This is a genomic window from Candidatus Borreliella tachyglossi (genome assembly GCF_003076595.1).
GTDB lineage: Bacteria > Spirochaetota > Spirochaetia > Borreliales > Borreliaceae > Borrelia > Borrelia tachyglossi.
The window spans coordinates 823,592-846,823 of the sequence record NZ_CP025785.1 but is presented as its reverse complement, the minus strand read 5'-3'; the positions used below and the strand labels follow the sequence as shown (position 1 = coordinate 846,823).

28 protein-coding genes and 1 tRNA gene are annotated in these 23,232 nt (G+C 30.5%); 19 read left to right on the top strand and 10 right to left on the bottom strand.

Features of this window, described 5'->3' with window-relative positions; all coding sequences use genetic code 11:
* Positions 1–3: 3 nt before the first annotated feature.
* The 6 genes from obgE to CR532_RS04085 form a co-directional block, all read right to left on the bottom strand.
* Entirely contained in the window at positions 4–996 is a 993-nt protein-coding gene (gene obgE / locus CR532_RS04110; RefSeq protein ID WP_108729641.1) for a GTPase ObgE, read from the bottom strand.
* Positions 997–1,017: 21 nt separating this feature from the next.
* Positions 1,018–1,263 (bottom strand): 50S ribosomal protein L27, encoded by a 246-nt coding sequence (gene rpmA, locus CR532_RS04105; protein WP_108729528.1) that lies wholly within the window; start codon positions 1,261–1,263, stop codon positions 1,018–1,020.
* Positions 1,250–1,582 carry a ribosomal-processing cysteine protease Prp gene (locus CR532_RS04100; RefSeq protein WP_108729640.1) on the bottom strand — a complete coding sequence of 111 codons (333 nt, stop codon included), beginning with the start codon at positions 1,580–1,582 and terminating at the stop codon, positions 1,250–1,252. Before CR532_RS04100 ends, rpmA begins: the two co-directional genes overlap by 14 nt.
* Before the next feature lie 3 nt (positions 1,583–1,585).
* The gene (rplU, locus tag CR532_RS04095; RefSeq protein ID WP_108729527.1) at positions 1,586–1,894 is read right to left on the bottom strand and encodes a 50S ribosomal protein L21; all 309 of its coding nucleotides are present in this window, start codon (positions 1,892–1,894) and stop codon (positions 1,586–1,588) included.
* A 93-nt stretch (positions 1,895–1,987) separates the two neighbouring features.
* The gene (locus CR532_RS04090) at positions 1,988–2,518 is read right to left on the bottom strand and encodes an adenine phosphoribosyltransferase (RefSeq protein ID WP_108729526.1); all 531 of its coding nucleotides are present in this window, start codon (positions 2,516–2,518) and stop codon (positions 1,988–1,990) included.
* A 46-nt stretch (positions 2,519–2,564) separates the two neighbouring features.
* Positions 2,565–3,101: a DUF2147 domain-containing protein gene (locus tag CR532_RS04085; protein ID WP_108729525.1), complete on the bottom strand. Its 537-nt coding sequence runs from the start codon at positions 3,099–3,101 to the stop codon at positions 2,565–2,567.
* Between the two features lie 211 nt (positions 3,102–3,312).
* Here CR532_RS04085 and CR532_RS04080 point away from each other — a divergent pair, with 211 nt between their 5' ends.
* The 14 genes from CR532_RS04080 (at position 3,313) to CR532_RS04015 (ending at position 16,136) form a co-directional block, all read left to right on the top strand.
* Entirely contained in the window at positions 3,313–4,161 is an 849-nt protein-coding gene (locus CR532_RS04080; protein WP_108729639.1) for a flagellar hook-basal body protein, read from the top strand.
* Between the two features lie 12 nt (positions 4,162–4,173).
* The gene (flgG, locus tag CR532_RS04075) at positions 4,174–4,968 is read left to right on the top strand and encodes a flagellar basal-body rod protein FlgG (RefSeq protein ID WP_108729524.1); all 795 of its coding nucleotides are present in this window, start codon (positions 4,174–4,176) and stop codon (positions 4,966–4,968) included.
* Positions 4,969–5,105: 137 nt separating this feature from the next.
* Positions 5,106–5,615: a hypothetical protein gene (locus tag CR532_RS04070; protein WP_234416427.1), complete on the top strand. Its 510-nt coding sequence runs from the start codon at positions 5,106–5,108 to the stop codon at positions 5,613–5,615.
* A 235-nt stretch (positions 5,616–5,850) separates the two neighbouring features.
* On the top strand, positions 5,851–6,852 hold the full coding sequence (locus CR532_RS04065; protein WP_108729522.1) for a flagellar basal body P-ring protein FlgI: 1,002 nt from the start codon (positions 5,851–5,853) through the stop codon (positions 6,850–6,852).
* Positions 6,849–7,169: a rod-binding protein gene (locus CR532_RS04060; RefSeq protein WP_108729521.1), complete on the top strand. Its 321-nt coding sequence runs from the start codon at positions 6,849–6,851 to the stop codon at positions 7,167–7,169. Before CR532_RS04065 ends, CR532_RS04060 begins: the two co-directional genes overlap by 4 nt.
* A 98-nt stretch (positions 7,170–7,267) precedes the next feature.
* A complete protein-coding gene (locus CR532_RS04055) occupies positions 7,268–8,071 on the top strand; it encodes a sigma-70 family RNA polymerase sigma factor (RefSeq protein ID WP_108729520.1) in 804 nt (267 codons plus the stop codon).
* A gap of 47 nt (positions 8,072–8,118) precedes the next feature.
* Complete coding sequence (locus CR532_RS04050; protein WP_108729519.1) at positions 8,119–9,045, top strand: divergent polysaccharide deacetylase family protein; 927 nt, start codon at positions 8,119–8,121, stop codon at positions 9,043–9,045.
* A complete protein-coding gene (gene tsaD, locus CR532_RS04045) occupies positions 9,011–10,027 on the top strand; it encodes a tRNA (adenosine(37)-N6)-threonylcarbamoyltransferase complex transferase subunit TsaD (RefSeq protein WP_108729518.1) in 1,017 nt (338 codons plus the stop codon). The genes CR532_RS04050 and tsaD overlap by 35 nt, the downstream gene beginning before the upstream one ends.
* On the top strand, positions 10,024–10,818 hold the full coding sequence (locus tag CR532_RS04040; protein ID WP_108729517.1) for a pyridoxamine kinase: 795 nt from the start codon (positions 10,024–10,026) through the stop codon (positions 10,816–10,818). The genes tsaD and CR532_RS04040 overlap by 4 nt, the downstream gene beginning before the upstream one ends.
* A 185-nt stretch (positions 10,819–11,003) precedes the next feature.
* Positions 11,004–12,089: an undecaprenyldiphospho-muramoylpentapeptide beta-N-acetylglucosaminyltransferase gene (gene murG / locus CR532_RS04035; RefSeq protein WP_108729516.1), complete on the top strand. Its 1,086-nt coding sequence runs from the start codon at positions 11,004–11,006 to the stop codon at positions 12,087–12,089.
* Positions 12,083–12,571, top strand: coding sequence for a CvpA family protein (locus CR532_RS04030; RefSeq protein WP_108729515.1), 489 nt, complete (start codon positions 12,083–12,085; stop codon positions 12,569–12,571). The genes murG and CR532_RS04030 overlap by 7 nt, the downstream gene beginning before the upstream one ends.
* Before the next feature lie 13 nt (positions 12,572–12,584).
* Positions 12,585–13,628: a DNA polymerase III delta subunit-related protein gene (locus CR532_RS04025; protein WP_108729514.1), complete on the top strand. Its 1,044-nt coding sequence runs from the start codon at positions 12,585–12,587 to the stop codon at positions 13,626–13,628.
* A complete protein-coding gene (locus tag CR532_RS04020; RefSeq protein ID WP_108729513.1) occupies positions 13,628–14,788 on the top strand; it encodes a two-component system sensor histidine kinase NtrB in 1,161 nt (386 codons plus the stop codon). The genes CR532_RS04025 and CR532_RS04020 overlap by 1 nt, the downstream gene beginning before the upstream one ends.
* Positions 14,781–16,136, top strand: a complete 1,356-nt coding sequence (locus CR532_RS04015; RefSeq protein ID WP_108729512.1) for a sigma-54-dependent transcriptional regulator — start codon at positions 14,781–14,783, stop codon at positions 16,134–16,136. Before CR532_RS04020 ends, CR532_RS04015 begins: the two co-directional genes overlap by 8 nt.
* Before the next feature lie 270 nt (positions 16,137–16,406).
* On the opposite strand, the gene CR532_RS04010 is transcribed toward CR532_RS04015, so the two are convergent.
* Positions 16,407–17,294, bottom strand: coding sequence for a LysM peptidoglycan-binding domain-containing M23 family metallopeptidase (locus CR532_RS04010; protein WP_108729511.1), 888 nt, complete (start codon positions 17,292–17,294; stop codon positions 16,407–16,409).
* Positions 17,295–17,406: 112 nt separating this feature from the next.
* Between CR532_RS04010 and CR532_RS04005 the strand changes: the two genes are divergently transcribed.
* A complete protein-coding gene (locus CR532_RS04005) occupies positions 17,407–17,736 on the top strand; it encodes a nucleoside triphosphate pyrophosphohydrolase family protein (protein ID WP_108729510.1) in 330 nt (109 codons plus the stop codon).
* 49 nt (positions 17,737–17,785) lie between these two features.
* The gene (locus CR532_RS04000) at positions 17,786–18,661 is read left to right on the top strand and encodes a DUF368 domain-containing protein (protein ID WP_234416426.1); all 876 of its coding nucleotides are present in this window, start codon (positions 17,786–17,788) and stop codon (positions 18,659–18,661) included.
* Position 18,662: 1 nt separating this feature from the next.
* Here the strand turns inward: CR532_RS04000 and CR532_RS03995 are convergent.
* The 3 genes from CR532_RS03995 to CR532_RS03985 form a co-directional block, all read right to left on the bottom strand.
* Positions 18,663–18,746: transfer RNA gene (locus CR532_RS03995), tRNA-Leu, on the bottom strand.
* A 60-nt stretch (positions 18,747–18,806) separates the two neighbouring features.
* A complete protein-coding gene (locus tag CR532_RS03990; protein WP_234416425.1) occupies positions 18,807–19,538 on the bottom strand; it encodes a hypothetical protein in 732 nt (243 codons plus the stop codon).
* Positions 19,513–20,100 carry an ATP-dependent Clp protease proteolytic subunit gene (locus tag CR532_RS03985; RefSeq protein ID WP_108729508.1) on the bottom strand — a complete coding sequence of 196 codons (588 nt, stop codon included), beginning with the start codon at positions 20,098–20,100 and terminating at the stop codon, positions 19,513–19,515. The genes CR532_RS03990 and CR532_RS03985 overlap by 26 nt, the downstream gene beginning before the upstream one ends.
* A gap of 62 nt (positions 20,101–20,162) precedes the next feature.
* On the opposite strand from CR532_RS03985, the gene CR532_RS03980 reads away from it, so the two are divergent.
* From CR532_RS03980 to CR532_RS03970, 3 genes are all read left to right on the top strand, one after another.
* A complete protein-coding gene (locus CR532_RS03980) occupies positions 20,163–20,900 on the top strand; it encodes an SDR family oxidoreductase (RefSeq protein ID WP_108729507.1) in 738 nt (245 codons plus the stop codon).
* Positions 20,890–21,945 carry an NAD(P)/FAD-dependent oxidoreductase gene (locus tag CR532_RS03975; RefSeq protein ID WP_108729506.1) on the top strand — a complete coding sequence of 352 codons (1,056 nt, stop codon included), beginning with the start codon at positions 20,890–20,892 and terminating at the stop codon, positions 21,943–21,945. Before CR532_RS03980 ends, CR532_RS03975 begins: the two co-directional genes overlap by 11 nt.
* Positions 21,946–22,261: 316 nt before the next feature.
* Positions 22,262–23,224, top strand: coding sequence for a ribonuclease Z (locus CR532_RS03970; protein WP_108729505.1), 963 nt, complete (start codon positions 22,262–22,264; stop codon positions 23,222–23,224).
* Positions 23,225–23,232: the final 8 nt, after the last annotated feature.

The window sequence follows — 23,232 nt, the reverse complement described above, 5'->3', positions numbered from 1 at the left end:
AAATTAATTTTCACAAATTTTAGCTAAAATAAAAAATTCCCTAATAAGCTCATCTATTCCTCTATTCTCATAAATAGAAATTCCTAAAACTTTTTCACCATATAGAAAATTTTTCAATTGCTTAAAATTCTCATTTGCACCTTCTAAATCAAGTTTATTAGCAACAATTATTCGTCTCTTATTTAAGAGTTCCTCATTATATGCCCTAAGTTCATCAATAATGATATCATAGGTATTCAAAAAGTCATCCCTAGATACATCAATTAAGAAAGCCAAAACTTTGGTCTTTGAAATATGTCTCAAAAATTCAAAACCAAGCCCCGCGCCTCGACTTGCACCCTCAATTATTCCAGGAATATCAGCAATTATCAAATCATGATGAGAACGCCTAAGAACACCAAGATGAGGTATTTTAGTAGTGAAAGGATAATCTGCAACTTTTGACTTTGAAGCAGTAACTCTAGAAATAAGAGAAGATTTGCCCGCATTAGGAAGTCCAACAAACCCAATATCAGCTATTAAAAATAATTCAAGATGTAGCTTTAAGGTAGCTCCAGCTTCTCCGGGTTGAGCAAATCTTGGAGCTTGCTTTGTAGAACTTTTAAAGTTTGCATTTCCAAGTCCACCTCTTCCACCCTTTAAAGCAATAAATTCATCATCAAAATCGCTAAGCTCCAACAAAACAGAGCCGGTAGAAGAATCATAAATACGAGTATTCGGAGGAACAAAAATAATTAAATCTTCTCCAGTAGCTCCACTCTTCCTCAAACCCATTCCAGACTTGCCATTCTGAGCAATAAGTCTTTGACCATTCTTATAAAGAGACAAAGATCTAAGATTTTCCTTGACCCTAAAAATTACATTCCCACCTCTTCCTCCATCGCCCCCATCAGGTCCTCCCTTTGCCTTAAATTTTTCACGCAAAAAAGAAACACAACCTGAACCGCCATCACCTGAAGACACAGTTACAGTTAAAGAGTCTTTAAATGTATGCAAATTAGCCTCAACTAGCAAATACTATACAATATTTATATATTTCCGACTCCTAGAAGTTTTAAATTCCACTATGCCATCTTTTAATGCATATATTGTATAATCCCTACCGAGTCCAGAATTTTTTCCCTTATGAAACTTTGTACCTCTCTGCCTTACAATAATCTCTCCGGCTTTCACAAATTGCCCACCACTTCGCTTAACGCCAAGCCTCTTAGATATAGAATCTCTTCCATTCTTCGAACTACCACCACTTTTACTTGTTGCCATCCATTTCCTCCAAGATTAATTTAATATCACAAGGATATTCAAAACACAAATCTGATATACCCCTTATCAAGAATATACTATGATATAAAAGACTCTCCTTACTCAAATCCTCAAAATAAGCCTTAAATTCCAAATAACCCCTTAAAGAATTATCTACAATAAAAACTTCCTCCTCACAATCAAGAACGCTCAAAAAAGTCCTTAAAATAAAAGAAAAGGAAGAACAAACCACATTAACACAAGCACTTCCCTTAGCATGTCCATTAGCTAAAATATAAACAATTATATTTTTACGAGTCTTTATTAAAACATTGATCACCAATTAAACTATATCGTCAACCAAAACATAAGAATAAGGCTGGCGATGTCCAATTTTTCGCTCACTAGACTTTCTTCTCCTATATCTATAAGAGATAACCTTTTTGTCCTTCTTGTTTTCCATATAAGTACATTTCACACAAGATTCCAAAACATAAGGTTTACCTATCTTTACATTCCCACCCTTATTTACAAGCATTACATTACTAAATTCTAATTTCTCACCTTCACTAGAATCAATCTTATCTATCTTTAAAATTTCTCCCATAATAGCTTTATACTGTTTACCCTTTATTTCTAACAATGCATACATCAAAACCACCCCTTAACATTCAGCTAAGTATTATAAAGTTAATAAAATTTAAAGTCAATTAGATAATATGGATTACCCCTATTTAATGACCAATTAAGGATATTTAACAAGAGTATTAAAACTATACTTCTCCAAAACATCTCTACCATTAATCCCTAAAAGCTCAATGAAACAAAATATATCAGATACTATCCCACCTGCCTTCTCAAGCAACACAGCGGCTGCCTTTACAGTGCCTCCAGTAGCCAAAACATCATCAACTAATAAAATATTTGAGTGCTGCTTAACATCATCTTTATGCACCTCAATACTACCAACTCCATATTCAAGTTCATACTCTTCTCGCAAAACCTGCCTTGGAAGCTTGCCTTCTTTTCGAATCAATAAAAGAGGCAGTCGCATTTTTAAAGCTAACGGTGCACCAATAAGGTACCCTCTCGATTCAATGGCGGCAATACAATCAACCCTTCTTAATGAGTAAAAAGAATGTACATCTTCAATTAAAGACTCATACACTTCTGGTTTCAACAAAACGTTAGTAATATCATAAAAAAGTATACCCTGTTTTGGAAAGTCAGGTACTTTCAAAATAAATTTATCGTAATATTCGGTCTTATCTTTCATTTAAATTCCCTATATATAAATATATATAATAAAAATTACACATTTATTATTCCTCTGCAACAGGCGGAGCTGGCACTATATTCTTCACATCTAATTTTGGTATTTCATCCTGATTAGCTCTTGTCCAAACCTTACTTCTACCAAAAATCCACACCTTACCCTTAGTAATAAGATTCCCAGTTTCTGGATCTACACTCATCTCAGAACTATAAATCTTACCATTTTTAGGATCAATGATGTTACCCTTATCCCACTTATCATTATTTGCAAAATACTTAAGTCCCCACATAAAATCAAGCCCTTCGGTTGTCAAGTGCTCAAAACCTACAACTTTAGAACCCGAAGGGTTCTTAACATCATGAATATTCCCATCTTCTATTATATTCAATATTCTACCATAAGCTTTACCATTGTATTTATAAACATAAATTACAGAATTTTTAACATTTGTATCATCATTATACCCAACCCAATATCCTAAAACTTCACTACCATCTTTTGTATGCTCAGTTATTTTAAATTCTGAGTATGCAAAAGATGCACAACAAAGCCAAAATATAACCATCCATGCCCTTCTGTCCATAAAAACTCCTAAAATAAATTTATGCCAAAAATTATACACTTGTTTTACACTTTTTCAAAAGAAATAGCCTAAATTTAAATAACAATAGTTGATACTTCAACTTTATACAATTAGAATATGTGAATCAATAAAAAGATCAAGATTGATATATAACTGTTTTGGTGCTAACATTGATGATATAAATAAAAATAATCATGTAAAGGATTTAGGTATGGTAAGAGGGATTTATACTGCTGCTAGTGGTATGATGACACAAAGACATAGGTTAGATGTTATTGCTAACAACTTAGCAAATATTGACCTTACGGGATTCAAAAAAGATTTATCCATTCAGAGGGCCTTTCCTGAGTTGCTCATTAGGCGACTTAATGACGATGGTCTTTACAAGTTTCCTAAAGGTTACCTTGAGATAGCGCCCGTCGTTGGCAAGCTTGGTGTGGGGGTTGAAGAGAATGAAATATATACTTCCTTTGCACAAGGTCCAATAAAGATAACAGGCAATCCTCTTGACCTAGCATTAACTGATGTAGGGTTTTTTGTTGTGCAAACACCAGAAGGTGAAAGATATACAAGAAACGGTTCTTTTACACTTGGAAGAGAAGGCATACTTGTTACAAAAGATGGATATCCTGTTATTGGAGAGAAAGGATATGTATATTTGAAAGACAATAACTTTAAAATAATAGACGGGGGGAAAATATTTCATAATGCAACATTTGAAGGAAACCCCAAAAGGCTTGTAAGTGAACATGAAAACTCTTGGGAAAATTATGAACTTCTTGATACTTTAAGGATTGTAAATTTTGAAAAACCAAGATTTTTAAGAAAACAGGGTAGCTCACTTTGGAACAGAACTGAAGTATCTGGGGAAGCTAAAGATGTTACAATGGATTTACGGCCCAAGATTAAAACTGGTGCTTTGGAGGGTTCAAATGTAAACGCCATTAACGAAATGGTATTAATGATTGAAGTTAATCGAGCTTATGAGGCAAATCAAAAAACAATACAAACCGAGGATGCGCTCCTTGGTAAATTAATTAACGAAATTGGTAAATTTTAAAGGAGTTAGTTTATGATGAGAGCACTCTGGACCGCAGCTAGCGGCATGAAGGCACAACAATATAATGTAGACACAATTGCTAATAATCTTTCAAATATAGACACCACGGGTTTTAAAAAAATAAGAGCTGAGTTTGAAGACCTAGTATATCAGACCCAAAGAAGAGCGGGAACTCCTGCAACTGAGGATACGGTACGACCTCTTGGAAATCAGGTTGGTCATGGAACAAAAGTATCAGCAACACATAGGATTTTTGAACAAGGAAAACTGAAAGTCACCAATTTGAATACCGATGTCGCAATTGAAGGTGACGGATTCTACAAAATGCTCCTACCAGACGGAACTTACGGATATACCAGAGACGGTTCATTTAAAATTGACGCCAATGGAGATCTTGTAACAAGTCAAGGATACAAATTATTGCCTGAGATATCCTTTCCTGAGGAATATATAAAAGACTCTATTACAATATCTCAAGAAGGAATAATATCTGTAAAAGTTAATGGTGATACTGATCCGGTTGAACTTGGACAAATAGAGATTGTAAGATTCGTAAATCCAGCAGGTCTTATTGCAATTGGAAGCAATGCATTTAAAGAAACAATCGGTTCTGGAGAAGAAATATCAGGAACCCCAGGAAGCGATGGGATGGGTAGATTAAGACAAGGCATTCTTGAAATGTCAAATATATCAATTGCAGAAGAAATGGTAGCAATGATCGTTGCACAGAGAGCTTATGAGATAAACTCAAAGGCAATTCAGACCTCAGATAATATGCTAGGGATTGCTAATAACTTAAAGAGGTAGTGAGAATACACATAAATAAATTTATATTTATCTACCTATTTATAATGAATTTATCACAAATCATTTCTATTCCTTATGATACCTGCTTTAAAATTTCTCCTATCAAAGTATATTTCTTTTCAAAGGGATATTCAAAAATGTGTAATGATAATAACTTATCACAAATTTATATAAGTTCAAATTTCAAGCAAAAACCAATAATATTTGAAATGATTAACTACATTACAAAAGATCTAGCAAGCAAGAATGCTTATATACTAAGATTTAGTTTTGATGAATCAGAAATTAATATAGAAAACAAGTTCTCTAACCAGCTAAAATTTAAAGTAATAAAAAGCACAGCATACAAAAACATACCCACGCAAAAAACCCTAGTTTATTATGCAAAAAAATTTGAAGACTATAAGAAACATAACAAAGTAAATGTGTATATTGACATAATAGAGCCTATCATATTTGCAAAAGAAAATTTAAAGGTAGGTGTAAGCTTAAACGAATATAATGTTTACTTTAAATACAAAATAAGCACAACTAGAACCAATGAAATTTTAAGCCTAAATGAACTAAACAAAAGCAACTACATAGTGCTATACGACATAATGAAACATGACAAGATAAGGCTAGACAGAATACAAAAACAAAAATAATATAATTTACTTACAATCTAAAAGAAGAATTGTCTTCATCCTAATATCACACAAGCATTCATCAATTGGGGCAAGTAAACTTTGCAAAGGCATAACTAAATGTAAAAATTTATCTAAAAAGAGGTTCAATAAACTAATATACATAAAATCAAAACTGCAATTAATAAACTAGAAAAAATTGCAATAATATTACGATAAGGGTAGACTATATTTCTTATACAAGAGGAACAATGGCATGATAAAATTGATAGTATTCATTGTATTAAGTTTAAAAATAATTTTTAGTTCATTCGCACAAGAAAATCAACCTCTCAAAAGCTTCTCTGATGAGAACAATACTTCCAACAAATCAAACGAAAAAATAAAATTAAAAGATCTTGCAGAAATACAGCCTGCCAATACAGTTGTATTAACAGGAATTGGAATAGTAGCCGGCCTTACTGGAAAAGGCGACTCTTTGAGAGGCAAAGAAATTCTAAATAAAGCTTTAACCAGAATAGGAATAAATGAAATAGACTTAACCAATATAGAGAGCAAAAACATCGCCTTAGTAAGTGTAGAGCTCAAAATAAATGGCAATATGGTTAAAGGCACAAGCAAAAATGTTTATATAGCATCTATACTAGATTCAAAAGACTTAACAAATGGTATACTTTTAAAAACAGAATTGAAAGATGAGACAGAAAAAGTAATAGCAACCGCATCAGGCTCAATAATAATCCAAGAAAAATCGAAAGGTACAGGATACATACTAAACGGCGCAACAATACATGAAAATAATTATTACTCTAATTACAATATTATCCTAAAAAAGGAAGATTACACCTTAGCAGATTCAATAAGTAAAAAGCTAACAAGCAAAGACATAAAAAATAATATAAAGTCAGGGAACATAATAGAAATAGAAGCCAAAAATATTGAACTGCTAAGCGAGATTGAAAAAATAGAAATAGAAACCTCTCCGAAGGTTCTAATAAACGAACAGCACAAAATTATTATGGCAAGCAGTAATGCAGAGATAGGTCCTCTTATTCTTTCAATTGAAAGAGACATAAAAAAATCACTAAGCAATAAAAATAATGAAAAAGTAACAGTCGAAATACAAAAGATGAAATTAAATGAATTTATATCAAAAAATTCAAACACATTCAGCAATGAAGAATTAATACAAATAATTAAAGCATCTAAAAAAATTAATAAATTAAATGGAGAACTAATTTTGGAGGAACAAAAATGATAAACAAGATTAACCTACAAGCATTGGGTACAAAAAATCTAGAATACAGAATAGATCAAACAAATAAACATAAAGACAATAATGAACTCTATAAAGCCGCATTAGAATTTGAGGCAATATTTGTCAATCAAATGCTTAAAAGCATGAAAAATTCCCTAAATAAAGAGAATAATTTGTTAAATGGTGGTCAAACAGAAGAAATTTTTGAAGACATGCTTTATTTAGAAAGCGCAAAACAAATAGCAAAATCCAAAAGTTTTGGGCTTACTAATTTAATCTGTGATCAATTATCAGAGATTAATAATCTTAAGAAATAATTCACGTTTAATAAAACAGTTAGTTATTTCTTTCGTTGGCACACTTTTTGCCTGGCTTTAGGGGGTATTGATATAAATTTAAAGACAGGGAGACCATTGTGAATATATTTAGTAATGAAGATTTAAACCTATATTTAAAATCTGTACGAGAACACAGATTAATAACCCATGAAGAAGAGATTGAACTTGCAGAGCAGATTAAACGTGGCGACATGAAAGCCAAAAATAAAATGATAAACGCTAATTTACGTCTTGTATTAAAAATCATTAAAAGATATGCTGGAAAAGGTTTGAAAGTTGAAGATTTAATACAAGAAGGAAATTTGGGTCTAATCAGAGCCGCTGAAAAATACGATCCAAGCAAGAATACCAAATTTTCAACCTATGCTTCATTTTGGATTAAGCAGTCTCTTCAAAGAGCGCTCAACACCAAAACAAGGCTTGTAAAAGTGCCGTACAGAAAAGAGAATTTAATACTACAAATAAACAAGTACCTGATGGAGGAAGAAAAATCACCAAAAAAAGAAGATATAATGGATAAATTCAACCTAACTCCTTCCCAATATATAAAAATCATTCCTTATCTTGAAAAAGAATACTCTCTTGACAAGGAAATTGAAGGGTCTGAGAATTCCACTCTCTTAAACCTTTATGAAGATAATTCTTTCAATCCTGAAAGTACCCTTGAGCAAAATTCTACCCTAAAACACCTCAATCATATATTAGAGACAAAGTTAAACGATAAAGAAAGATACATCATAAGAAAAAGATATAACCTAGACAATAGCGATAAAAAAAGCACTTTAAAAGACATTTCAAATGAGCTTGGAATATCTTCAGAAACTGTAAGACAAATTGAAAAGAGGGTACTCAAAAAGCTTAGAGAAGAACTTTATCAATAAACATTGACATTGATGCTAGGTTTTGCTTTACTAGTAAACTGGTAAGTATGAATATTGAGAATATTTCTATTTTTTTAGTAAAGAATAAAATAAAAATCACAATATTAGTAATTCTTATTACAGCCTTTATGGCATTAATTTTGCTCTTTTCTAGTCTCGTATACATAAGACAAAATGCAAAAAAACTCAATGTAAGTTTTAAGGAAAAATTAGAAAGAATTAGAAAAGAAAATTTAATGAAAAATAAAAACCCCCTTAATAATAACTCCTTAAAACCTGAATTTTATCTCATAATCGATGATGTTGGGTATGACAATTTTATGCTAGAAGAATTTATGAAAATTGATTTAAATATTAACTTCGCAATTATCCCTTTTCTACCCAAATCACTGCAATCTTATCAAAAATTAATCAGTCAAGACAAAATTATAATGCTTCATTTTCCAATGCAGTCAAAGCATAAGAATTCAATAGAAAAATTTCACATAAACATTAATGATAACGAACTTGCAATACGAACAAAAATTGGAAAGGCATTCAAAGAATATCCTAATACAAAAATAATGAATAACCATATGGGAAGCCTCATTACCTCCAACGAAGATATAATGAAAATTATTTTAATCAAACTTAAAGAAGATAACAGGTACTTCTTCGACAGCTTAACCACCAAGGAAAGCATGTCCGGAAAGGCAGGAAAAAATCTGGGAATCAGGGTAGAGCAAAGAGACATATTTCTTGATAATGAGAATAACGAAAAAGCAATAATTAAAGAGCTAGAGAGAGCAAAACAAATAGCTAGAATGAAGGGAGTTGTCAAAGTAATAGGCCATATTTGGTCAAAAAATACTCTTAAAATACTCAAACAAGAATCAGAAAACCTAAAGCAAGAATTTGAATTTAAAAATTTACTAAACCTTTATGAGAAAGAGGACAATAATGAAAGTGCTTGGGATAGAAACCTCATGCGATGATTGCTGTGCGGGCATCGTAGAAGATGGTGTTAAAATTTTAAGCAATATTAAGCTCAGCCAAGACGAACATAAAAAATACTATGGTGTAGTGCCAGAGATCGCCTCAAGGCTACATACAGAATTCATTATGTCTGTCTGCCAAAAGGCTATAACAACTGCTCAAATAGATACATCATCAATTGATTTAATAGCAGTAACCTCTAAACCAGGGCTTATTGGCTCTTTAATCGTTGGTGTAAACTTTGCCAAGGGCTTGTCAATTGCCCTTAAGAAGCCCTTAATTTGCATTGACCATATTTTAGGTCATCTTTATTCTCCTTTAATGGCTGAGGAAATAGAATATCCATTTCTATCTCTAATCTTAAGTGGTGGTCATACAATACTTGCAAAACAAAACAACTTCGATGATGTTCAAATACTCGGTCGTACTCTTGATGATTCTTGCGGAGAAGCGTTTGACAAGGTAGCAAAATACTATGACATGGGATTTCCAGGAGGTCCAAACATAGAAAAATTAGCCAAAAGCGGCAATGAACATGCATTTAATTTTCCAACTTCAACTTGTGAAAAACGAGAAAATTGGTATGACTTCTCATACTCAGGTCTCAAAACAGCATGTATACATCAACTTAAAAGATTTAAAGCCAACGGTGAATATATAACAAAAAATAATATTGCAGCGAGTTTCCAAAGAGTGGCTTTTGAAAATTTAATCAACCCGATTAAAAGAGCAATCAAGACTACTAACATAAAAAACCTAATAATATCTGGAGGCGTTGCTAGTAACCTTTACTTAAGAGAGAAAATCAAAAATCTGGAAGTAGTAGCTTACTATCCCCCAATAGACCTTTGTACAGATAATGGTGCAATGATTGCAGGAATTGGGTATCATATGTACTTAAAATACGGATCAAGCTCACTTGAAACCGATGCACATTCAAGGATAGAAAACTATAAATATCAAAGGCAAGTAAAATTATGAAAAAAGTATTAGCTATGCATGATATTTCAACTATGGGGCGCACATCACTGACAATGTGTATACCCATTATATCATCATTTAATATGCAAGTTTGCCCATTTGTAACTGCAGTTCTCTCAGCAACAACAGCTTACAAAGAATTTGAAATAATAGATTTAACAAATGAACTAGAAAAGTTTATTTTGTCTTGGAAAAATCAAAATGAAAACTTTGATATATTCTATAGTGGATTTCTTGGTAGCAATAATCAGCAAAAAATCATAGAAAATATGTTTAAGCTGTTAAATTTTGAAAAAATAATAATTGATCCTGTATTTGGAGACGATGGCCTCCTCTATCCTATTTTTGACCAAAAAATCGTGAGTGGATTTAAAAGCTTAATAAAACACGCAGACATAATAACACCCAACATAACAGAACTTAGGATGCTAACCAAAACTGAAGAGATAAAAAATAAGGACGACATAATAAAAGCCATATTAAGCCTTGAAATAAACGGCATAACTGTAGTTACAAGCGTAGAGAAGGAAAATCTTATTGGAACCGTTGTTTACAATCCAAAAACAAAAGAATATTCAGAGTTTTTTTTAGAAAAGCTAAGTCAAACCTTCAGTGGTACAGGCGATTTATTTGCTAGTCTACTAATAGGGTACCTAGAGGAATTGGAAATAGAGCATGCTTTAGAAAAAGCAACTAAGGTAATTCATTCAATAATTAAATATTCTATCAAGAACAATATTTCTAAAAAAGAAGGCATACAAATTGAACAGTTTTTAAGAAATACTTTCTAAACTATTACAGTAATTTAAGTTCACTCTGAGATACACTCTTGCAAATCTTATAAGCTAAATAAAGTTTACAAGAGCTATTCTTTATATGTACTAAACTCAATATTTGCATTAAAATGTATTATTACATTAATATATAAGAATAACCCATGATATATACAAATTTAACCAGCGAATAAAAGAGGAATATGAAAAGTAAGAAAATAATATTTTTTACAGGAGGCGGAACCGGTGGCCATGTCTTTCCAGGAATAGCAATAATTACAAAATTAAGAGAACTTGACTCAAATATCGAATTTTTCTGGTTAGGTCAAAAAGGATCAATAGAGTACAAAATCATAAAAGAGTATGGACACATCCAATTTATTGAAATCCCATCAGGAAAGCTTAGAAGATATTTTTCGCTACAAAACCTCACTGATTTTTTTAAAGTCATGCTTGGAATAATCAAAAGTTTTTTCATAATAAAAAAATACAAACCCCAGATTATATATGCAACTGGAAGTTTTGTATCAAGCCCACCAATTATTGCAGCAAGTCTACTGAAAGTAAGGCGAATAACTCATGAACTGGATCTTGATCCTGGCCTTGCAACAAAAATCAACTCTAAATTTGCAAACAAAATACACATCAGTTTTCAAGAGAGTATAAAATACTTTAAAAATAAAAATGTCTTATACACGGGTTCACCAATAAGAACAGAGTTTTTAAATCCAAATCCAAATATCATAAAAAGGTTAACTGAAAATACAGAAAAGCCTATTATTAGTATACTTGGTGGCTCTCTTGGCTCGGAGGCATTAAATAACCTAGTCACTAATATCAAAAATAAAATTGATGTTTATTTTATTCATCAATGTGGCAAAAACTCAAATAAAAAAAGAGAGGCTAATTATTTAAGATGTCAATTTTTTAATGCAGAAGAAATGGCAAGCATAACCAAATTTTCAAACATAATAATAAGCAGAGCTGGTGCTGGTGCTATTAAAGAATTTGCTAATGCCGGTGCATGTGTTATACTGATCCCATTTGCAAAAGGCTCAAGAGGCGACCAGGTTAGAAACTCAAAACTATTAGAAGATCAAAATGCATGTTTAAAAATAGACGAAGAGAATTTAATAGAGAGCGAAATAACAAACATCATACAGGAACTCTTAAACAATAAAGGAAAATCCGATATATTAAGACATAATATAACAAAATTTCATAATAAAGACTCATCAAATCTAATAGCCAAACTACTGCTTAAAGAATTTGAGGAAATACAATGTTAGCTCATGATCCTCTTAAAATAGCTGGTATAGCCGATATATTAATAATAATAATTTTTATATCAATGGGACTTAGGGGATTTTTAAGAGGTTTTATCAAAGAAATTAGTGGATTTGTTGAGGTCTTTACTTTAATATTCTTACTCTACAACAAGACCAATGCTTTTCAAGCATTTATATCACCCATTCTTGACTTATCCTATATTCAAGCACTGCTAGTATTTTTTTTAATAATACACATAGGATTTTTAATATTACAATCTTTAGTCGAATCAATAATAAGTCATCTCCAATTAGTATTCTTTAATAGAATACTTGGACTAATACTTGGTTTATTTGAAGCCTTTGGAATAATTGCAATTGTAGTTTACATAATTCATTCACAACAAATTTTTAACCCTGCATATTTTTTAGAAGGGAGTAAATTTCTTGAATATCTCAATCCCGGAATAAACTACTTTTTCAAAATATCACCAATACAGTAGGAGAAACAACCTTATGGAAATATTGCCCAAAATAGCTCAAGAAATAATCAATGAATACGAAAAAGGAAACCTGCCAAATGCAATACTTTTTTGGGGCGAGAGATTCTCTTATAAAAAGATAAGTGCAGTTGAACTTGCAAAGAAAATTCTAAACACAAAAACTTTAACAAATCCAAATCTACTAATTCTCTCAAGTCTTAACATAACCGAAGCTAAGGCATATCTTAATGTAGCTTCGGTTAACGTTATAAATCAATATCTAGAATATGTAAAAAATATTATTTTCACTAAGTACAATTTCAGCAATGACAAGAATTTAAAAAAAATAGAAAAGAATATTAATTTTATTAATGATATTTACTATAAAAACGAATTTAACGAGCCCACCAAATCAGAGCTTGCAAAAAGAATCGAAGAGATAATTAAAGACATAAGCTTCAATATTACCATTAATGACATTCGAAAAATTCAATCTTGGGCATTCTCAGAGAAGAATAAAAGAAAGGTAATCTATATCAATGAAATTGAAAATTTATCATTCAATGTTTACAATGCATTACTGAAAATACTAGAAGAGCCTCCCTTAAACATTTACTTTATTTTAACAACAAGGAATAAAAATAAAATTCCAAAAACAATACTCTCAAGACTAAGAGTCTACAAATTTATAAAAGAAGATAGAGATTTTGAGATTAAAAAATTTAAAACAATCTTTAAGCAAAATGATGAATTCACAACTGAAGAATATTTCAACTCATTATATAGCAAAGAACACCAGAGACTCAAAGAAGAAGTAAAGCGAATGCTAAATATAATCAAAGAGAAGCAAGGCGTGTTTAATCTTGACACATTTAATTTTATAAAAGATGAAAACGCATTCAAATTATTCTTAGGAGAACTTGCAAGTCAACTTAGATACGAATTTTTAAACCAAAATTTAGAGATTAACACTTACTTAAAGAGGTTGGAATATATAAAGCATATTTCAAAATATAGCCCCTATAATCAAAACAAAAAACTAATAATAGAAAACCTAATGCTAAATTACGAGGATTAATGAGTAATTTTTTAAAAAAAGCCTTAACTAAATTAAATAAACTATCAAATGAGCAGAAACTTAAATTTATTCAAGATATCTATAAAAAAATAGAAATATACGATGGAATTTTCGCATCCATCAATGAAGGGATTCTGGTACTTGATAAGCTTAACCACATAATTTATTTAAACAAAATGCTATTTCAAATTCTGGCTCTAAGTCCGGACTCCAAACTAGAAACCCTTAACGATATTCAAATTCCAACCCTAACAAATTTAATAGAAGAACTTGCACAAAATGAAGACAAAATAATAGGATCTGAGGTTCAAATTTCAACAAATATATACATCAAAATATCATTTATGCCTTACGTTCGAGAAAAAAAACTTGAAGGAAATATTATTTTAATCGAAGATATTCAAGATAAAAAACGCAAAGAGGAACTTTTCAGAAGAGCTGAGGCTTTAGCTGCTTTTACAAGGCATGCAAGAAATATTGCACATGAGATTAAAAACCCGCTAGGTGCAATTGACATAAACTTACAGTTACTAAAAAAAGAAATAGATAGACAGGGCATCAAAAGCACTAAAGCAGATAATTATTTTAAAATAATAAAAGAAGAAATAAATAGAATGGATAAAACTGTAACCGATTTTTTATTAACAGTAAGACCAATAAAAATAATCCCAAAAAAGAAAGACATCACTGCCATTATAAAAAGTGTATACAATTTATTGAATCCAGAATTAGAGAATAAAGCTATTAAACTGCTACTCAATCTTAAAAAAGTAAGTCCTGTATTAATCGATGAAAAACTACTCAGACAAGTAATAATAAACATAGTAAAAAACGCAGAAGAAGCACTACTTGAATCAAATAAAAAAATCAAAAAAATAGACATTTCTACCTATGAGAATGAAGATAAAATATACCTTAACATAAAAGATAACGGGGATGGAATCAAGAATGAAACAAAGGACGAAATATTTAAACCTCAATTCAGTACAAAAGAGAAAGGAAGTGGCATAGGTCTTACTATTTCTTATAAAATAATAAAAGAACACGGAGGTGAAATTTTTGTGGAAAGTAAAAATACACAAGGAACAACTTTTACAATTACACTCCCACAATTAAACATAGGCAAAATGCTAATTGAAGGATGTTTAGAAAATGAGTAAGGTACTTGTAGCAGATGATGAAAAAAACATACGAGAAGGAATCGCAACTTATCTTGAGGAGGAGGGATATTTTGTATTTACTGCTAGTGATGGAGAAGAAGCTCTTGAAACAATTGAGAATGAAAAGATTGATATCATAATCTCTGATCTAAGAATGCCTCAAATATCAGGCGAACAATTATTAAAAATCGTAAAAGATAAAAATTCAAGTATACCTTTCATTATTCTCACAGCTCATGGTACCGTTGATTCGGCAGTTGATGCTATGCGAGAAGGTGCTTATGATTTTCTAACAAAACCAGTCGATCTTGAAAGACTTTTACTAATAATAAAGAGAGCCTTAAACAGGCAAAGTGAAAAAATACATGGAAACACATCCACATCAAATATTATAATCAGAAAAGATTTAAGCTATTATGAAGATGTTCTTGGCAAATCTCTTATCATGCAAAAGATTTTGGAACTTGTAAAAAAAATTGCAAAATCAAAAGCATCTGTCCTAATAACTGGAGAGAGCGGGGTTGGCAAAGAAATAATCGCAGATGCTATATTTGACTTATCAAATAGAAACGATAAGCCATTTATTAAAGTAAACTGTGCTGCATTGTCTGAAAGCATACTTGAAAGTGAACTTTTTGGTCATGAAAAAGGCGCGTTTACAGGTGCCATATCTCAAAAGAAAGGTAGATTTGAACTTGCAAATAAGGGAACAATATTCTTGGACGAAATAGTAGAAATATCACCTGAGGTTCAAGCAAAACTGCTAAGAGTTCTTCAAAATAAGACATTCGAGCGCGTGGGAGGAGAGACCACTATGCAGGTTGATATTAGACTATTAACAGCCACAAACAAAAATATTGAAGAAGAAATTCAAAAAGGAAGGTTCAGGGAAGACTTATTTTATAGACTAAATATAATAAACATTAATATTCCACCCTTAAGAGAGAGAAAGGATGACATACAGCATCTAACAGGCATACTCATTAAAGGTGTTGCAAGTGAAAATAATAGAGAAGAAAAAAGCCTATCTAATGATGCACTAAAAGCTCTTTATGCCTATGATTGGCCAGGCAATATTAGAGAACTCAAAAATGTACTTGAAAGTGCTCTTATATTATCTAAGGGAAAACAAATTGTAAAAGATGACTTGCCACTCAAAATTAAAAATAATAAAAACCAAATTGTAAAAATAACACTCCCGATAGGAATAAGCCTAAAAGAAGCTGAAAGAGAAATTATTAAGCAAACACTCCTGCATTCTAACCACAACAAGAGCAAATGTGCTGAAATATTAAAAATAGGCAGAAAAACTCTGCACAATAAAATAACAGAGTACAATATGAACTAAACCAACCCTTTAACTTGGAATACAAAATCTTATTATTAATTAATACTCAGTATAAAAAGATATATCAATTTTTTTATACTGTATATTTTTGATCCTAAAAAAAATATATATAAAAGTAATTATATTAATTAGATACAATATTAAGTAAAAAGTTTAATCAAAATGTGGCAAAAATTTATCTCTTTATGTATGATCTAATTAAGTTACCAAATAAGAATGATTATAATATAGTAAGGATACCTCCTATATATTACTAAAATAATTAATTATCTACTTCAGAATCTTAATAGGATTAGTAGGAGTATCTTTCTTCAATATTTCAAAATGCAGATGAGGTCCTGTTGAACGGCCAGTTTGACCTACCCTGCCAATAATATCTCCTGTTCGTAAAACATCTCCTTTGCTTACAATATAAGAATTAAGATGCCCATAAAGAGACTTAATATTGTTTTTATGTTCAACCACAACAAAGTTTCCATAAATATCATTATAGTCAACTACAATTACAACGCCATAAGATGTACAAAAAACTAAAGAATCCATTGGTGCTGCAAGGTCTATTCCTGTATGAAAACTTTCTCTACCAGTAAAAGGGTCTGCTCTTAATCCAAAATCAGAGCTAACAATAAATCTTTTTAAGGGAAAAATAAAATCGGAGTTTAGAAAGAAAAGCATTTCTGTACTTGAGAAAAAACTTAAATCCGGCTGTTTAACAGAATCAAAAAAATAAAACTCATAGATCTTATTATCTCTTCTAACTTTTATCTTTTCAGATTTTGCTAAATCTCTTGTAGCTAAAAGTAAATTATTAAATCTATGTTCCTTATTATCAAGAACAAAAAGACCTCTTTTACTAGGAATCAATATTTCTTGTCCTGCCTTTACGAAAGGCGAATCTAATAAATTAATCGTAGAAATACTAGCTTGCCAGCCGTTTACCTTATTTGCAATCTTAAAAAAAGTATCATTTTCTTTAACTTTATATGAATAAATAAATAAAGGAACATTTTCTTTTTTATTATATTTAGAAATTTTTGCCCTAAGGTCAGAAAAAATAGGATCTTTATTGGAGAAATTTTTTATCTCAGGATAAGAGTAAATATAGTTAAACTGTAGAAAGCAAAAGATAATTTTTAATAACAGAGTTAACTTACTCACAAATAGAACTCCAATTAATATGTATTGAGCTAAATATAATAAAAATTTAAAAAAAAAGAAATAATAGACAAACTTGTAAATAGTAGTAAACTGTATTACAATAACTTCAGTTATGGAGTTAAACGAATACCAACTAAAGGCTAAAAAAACTGCTAAATATAAAAACAAAAAGGAAGAGTTAATTCTAACAACACTAGGTCTTGCTGGAGAAACAGGTGAAGTTATTGAAAAAATAAAAAAATTAGGCCGCGACAAGGATTACATACTTGACGATGAATATCTATTGTCAATTAAGAAAGAGCTTGGCGATGTGTTATGGTATATTTCAAATTTAAGCAATAATCTTGGAATAACGCTTGAAGACGTTGCCATTACTAATCTAGAAAAATTACAAAAAAGGCATGAGAACGGTACCATTCATGGCAATGGTGATGAGAGATAGAGATCTGATACAATATTACGTTCATTAACTACACGCATCTTAAAACATTATGATTAGCATTTATATAAAGGGTTTATTAATTGGTTTTGCGAACATACTTCCGGGTGTCTCAGGTGGAACATTAGCTTTAACACTAGGAATCTACTATAAAATAATATATTCATCTGCAAATTTAATAAAATTTAAAAACTTAAAAGAAAACACAACTTTTCTTGCAATACTATCACTTGGAATATTAACCTCAATAATACTACTTGCAAAAGTGCTTAAAAACTACATTTTAGATGGAGCAATGAAAGAAGCATATTTGAGTATATTTTTTTTAGGATTAATTATAGGAAGCATATTTACCTTAAAAAAGGAAATATACATACAAGAAAACACTGATAAAAATAATAAAGCTATAAAATATTTCTTATTCTTAATAGGGTTTTTAACTATACTTACTATCTTAATGATTAGAACTTATAACATATCATTGGATATCTCAAAGTACAAGGACAAAAAATCAATTGAATATTATCTATTAATTGCTAACTCAGGAATCATAAGTGGATCTGCAATGATTCTACCAGGAATCTCAGGCTCACTAATACTCTTAAGCCTTGGAACTTATAAAGAAATTATCAATATTGTCTCACAACCTCATATAATGCTATGCACAATATTTGGAATATCTACAATAATAGGTACAGGGGTTGCAATACTGATTATTAAGAAATCCATAGACAAACATCTTCTCAAATTTCTTTATTTATCTACAGGTCTAATATTAGGCTCAACATTACAGATGCTATTTATCATAACAACTCTTAATTTAAAACCTACTCCAGCATTCTTTATACTCTCAATCATTCTATTCATCACAGGAATCTGGATAAGCAGAATGATTGAGCTTATAAAAATGCCTCTAAAGGAGTTTTGAATACCGAAGACCGGACTTGAACCGGTACGGAGTTTCCTCCTCAGGATTTTAAGTCCTGTGTGTCTACCACTTCCACCACTTCGGCATTGTTAGTAATCATATAATATATAAAATAATGATGTCAAGAACTAAATATTTGAAAAATTCATTTAATAATAATGCTCTTTGGAAAATTATCTATAGAAGAACTATCATATAAATAGCTTAAAAGAACATATATTAAAGTATAAAGAGATATTTGAGCTTGAAAATTAGAATAAACTCTATAATTAATATTATTAATTATATGCATTTGACTCATTGAATCATGCACTAAGCTAAAAAACCCACTCCTAATAACTACATCTAATAAAACAAGCTCTAGCTTATTTAAGATAAAAAGCAAATTTTCATATTTATAATTTAAATATGCTATCTGATCCTCAACTATGGAAATATCCAAATCAGCAGATATTTCCTCACTAAAATTAAAAATAACAATTCCGTAATTATGACCTTTAAACGCAAAATCAACAACTACACCTAATCTCTGCTCATAAAGTCCTTCAATGTAACTTAAAATTTGAACCCTAACCATTTCTTTGGCAAGGATGCTAATAGAATATCTTTTGTTTTGACTAATAAAATATGCATTTTTAAAACTTCCAAATGAAACCTTGTTATTAATTAAATCTAACTCCTCCTTATTATTTAAGTTCTTAATAATCACTAAATCAAAATCTGACAAAAAAAAATTATAGCTAGCATCTAATAATGAGTTTAAAGAAGTAATATGCTGAGAAGGGCTTACAACACTAAACTCCAAAATGCTAAAATCCGTTTTAGGTAGCCTACAGCCCAGAATAAGAATACTAAGAAAGAAATTTTTCAAATTCAAATCTAGTCTCAACAATCTTAAAGACAAGACCATATTTCATTGCAGCTTCACTACTTAACCAAAAATCCCTATCAGTATCCTTTTCTATTTTAGAAAGTTCTTGTCCCGTTTCTTTTGAAATAATTTCATTAAGCTCTCTTTTGAGTTTATTAAGTTCATTTGTGTAAATCTCAATATCTGTAGCAACTCCTTTAAAACCGCTTAAAGGTTGATGCAACAGATACCTTGCATGAGGCAATGAAAATCTATTCTTACAATCTGCAGCCAAAAAGATTAAAGCACCAGCACTAGCTACAAGCCCAACTCCAATTGTAAACACTTTAGGCTTAACAAACCTTATCATGTTAAAAATAGCAAACCCAGCATCGATGTCTCCACCCTCTGAGTCAATATAAACAAATATAGGCTTCTTGTAATCTGATGCCTCTAAAAACAATATCTTTTCCTGAAATAACCTAGAAGTATTCTTATTAATCTCGCCTGTAATAACTATTGCTCTACTCTTTAATGCAAACTCTAATGCTTGATTCTCTGCTTGCAGAGCCACATCTTTCACGTTCATAAACTTACCTTTTCAAAAAAATATAATGATATCTATTATAATTAAAAACAAAAGGTTTTCCAATGTCAAAAATAGTAAAAACTTATTCAACAACCATATTAATCACGGCTGGAACAAGCAAAATAGGAAAAATATTGGTTAAATCTTTAAGCACAAGATTTAACATAATTTTTACATACTGTTCCAATGAAAATGAAACAACAAAGCTAGAAAATCTGGGCAACCATATAAAATCGATCAAACATGATTTTTTAAGAAATAATAATAACAAACTATTCAGCAAGGCATTGGATTTAAGCATAAATAATCAGATAAATGTATTAATAAACAATGCGTCAATTTTTGAAAAAAGTACTCTAGAAAATTTTAATGACGAACGATTTCGCAATAATTTACAAATAAATAGCTTATCAGCACTTGAACTTGGAAAACAATTTTTAAAACAAAAACTTAAAAACTCAAGCATCATAAATATCCTAGATTCAAGCATATCCTATTATAATAAAAATTATTTTGAATATAATTTATCTAAAAAGTTACTCTTTGAGATTACAAAAGCCTTAGCATACGAAGGAGCCCCAGATACTCAAGTAAATGGCATCGCACCAGGTATAATAAAAAGTTCCGGAATCAAACTTAATAATAACCTTAAAAAAAGGAACTTATTGCTCAAATTTGGAAAGCCATCCGATATATTAAAAACAATAAATTTTCTAATTAGATTAAAATTTATCACAGGCGAAGTCATTTTTATTGATGGCGGACAAAGCTTAAAGAAAGGAATATTGAATGGAATATGAATTTGCAGTTATTGGTGGTGGCATTGCTGGAAGCACTTTAACTTATGAGATACTTAAACGAAAAAAAAGCGTAATTCTCTTTGATAATGATGACACAAAGGCAACAACTGTAGCAGGCGGACTTATTAACCCTATTATGGGAAGAAGAATGAACATCGCTTGGAGAGATCCTGAAATTTTCAAATTCGCAATTCAATATTACAAAGATATTGAGAAAAATATTAACTGTAGCTTTCTGAAAGAGAATCTCATTCTTAGACCATTCACTACAAAAAAACAAAAAGAAGTACTGGCTTTAAAAATCAAAAACGATGGGAACATGAAAAATTTCATCTTGGAAATAAAGAACGGAAAAATTCACGATTCCTCTAATGACAATAATGGAGGTATGCTAATAAAGGGGGCAGTCATTAATACAAACCTGTATATTAAAAATCTTAAAAAATACTTTATAAAGAATGATACATATATCAAAGCAGAAATCAATAAAGATAAAATCAAGATAAATGATCAATTCTTTAATATCAATGAATTTAAATTCAAAAAATTAATATTTGCACGAGGCTATAAAGAATCAATTACGGGATTTTTCTCATACCTTCCATTCAAACCAGCAAAAGGAGAAATGCTCATAGTAGAAATTCCAGAATTAAATCTTAAAGAAGTTTATAATAGACATATATCATTAATCCCTTTAAAAGACAACCTATTTTATCTTGGCGGAACTTATGAATGGACAAGCCTAGACACAAGCACAAATGAATGGGCAAAATCAGAACTTCTAGACAAGCTTAAAAAAATTACAAACCTAAATTACAAAGTTGTACAACATAAAGCACACATAAGACCCTCTACCCTTGACCGAGAGCCCTTTCTTGGTGAACATCCAAAATATAAAAATATATTTATATTAAATGGATTTGGAACAAGAGGCATATCAATGGCGCCCTATTTATCTCAAAATATCCTCGATTACATTGAAAGAAAGTCTAATCTTCCTACTTATTATGATATTACAAGATATGCAAATTTATATAATCCTTAAGATAGACAAAGACAATCGGAACCTCTAAGTATTTATATGCTTGGTGTTTATTTTTAATTCACAATATTTCTAAATTCACAAAAAAATAATATAATGTTTGAATGCAAAATAAACTAAAATCTAGAAATCAAAACAGTGTTTACCTTCTGACCCTTAAAATAAATACTTGCACTGAAATATCAAGGAGAATTTGCTATTAAAATCAAAAATTTAAAGGAGACTCAAGACACCTACATAGATTATACGACCATTTTTAAAATAAAACTTAAGACTTATTTTTATACATTGAAAACAAAAAAGCATTGGGAGAGTATTTTTGAATTTCAATATTAATATTCTTGGCACAGGGGGAACAAGGCCGCTTCACAATAGATACTTAACTTCTGTTCTAATAGAGCACCATGGAGAAAGTTTTCTCTTTGATTGCGGTGAGGCTACTCAAATGTCTCTGAGAAAACAAAAAATATCATGGCAAAAAATCAAAATAATTTGTATCACACATTTACATGCAGACCATATCACAGGTCTACTTGGAATAATAATGCTGATGGCGCAAAGCGGTGAGACAAGAAAAGATCCCCTAATAGTCATTGGCCCTATCGGGATTAAAAGATATTTAGAAACAAACATCGAACTTTTGCGAGTACATAAAAACTATGAAATAATATATAAAGAAATACTACTCAATAAAACAAACGAAATTCTATATGAAGATAACAAAAAAAGAATCGAATACAGAAGACTAAAACATTCAGTAGATTGTGTCGGATATCTATTTATAGAAAAAGATAAGCCTGGAAAATTTGACAGCCAAAAAGCAGAAAGTCTCAATATCCCAAAAGGTCCTATTAGAAAAAAATTACAAAACGGATGCGAAGTAATACTCAATGAAAGGCGAATATTGCCCTCTGAAATACTAGATGAGCCTCAAAAGGGTTTAAAATTTGCATACATTACAGACACGGCTTACTTTGAAGATCTAATCACATACATTAAAAACTTTAATCTAGTAATAATTGAGAGTACATTTAAAAACGACTTAAAAAAAGAAGCTGAAAAGAAACTACACTTGACAGCAAAATCAGCAGCAACAATTGTAAAAAGGGCAAAAGTTAGCCAAACAGGTTTGATTCATTTTAGTGAAAGATATACACTAAACAAAGATTTATGTGAGCTCCTAAATGAAGCACAACAGGAATATCCAAACGGTGAAATATTTTTAACAAAAGATGGCATGAGACTTGAAGCGGATAAAGATAAATTTATTATAAAATATTAATATCTAAG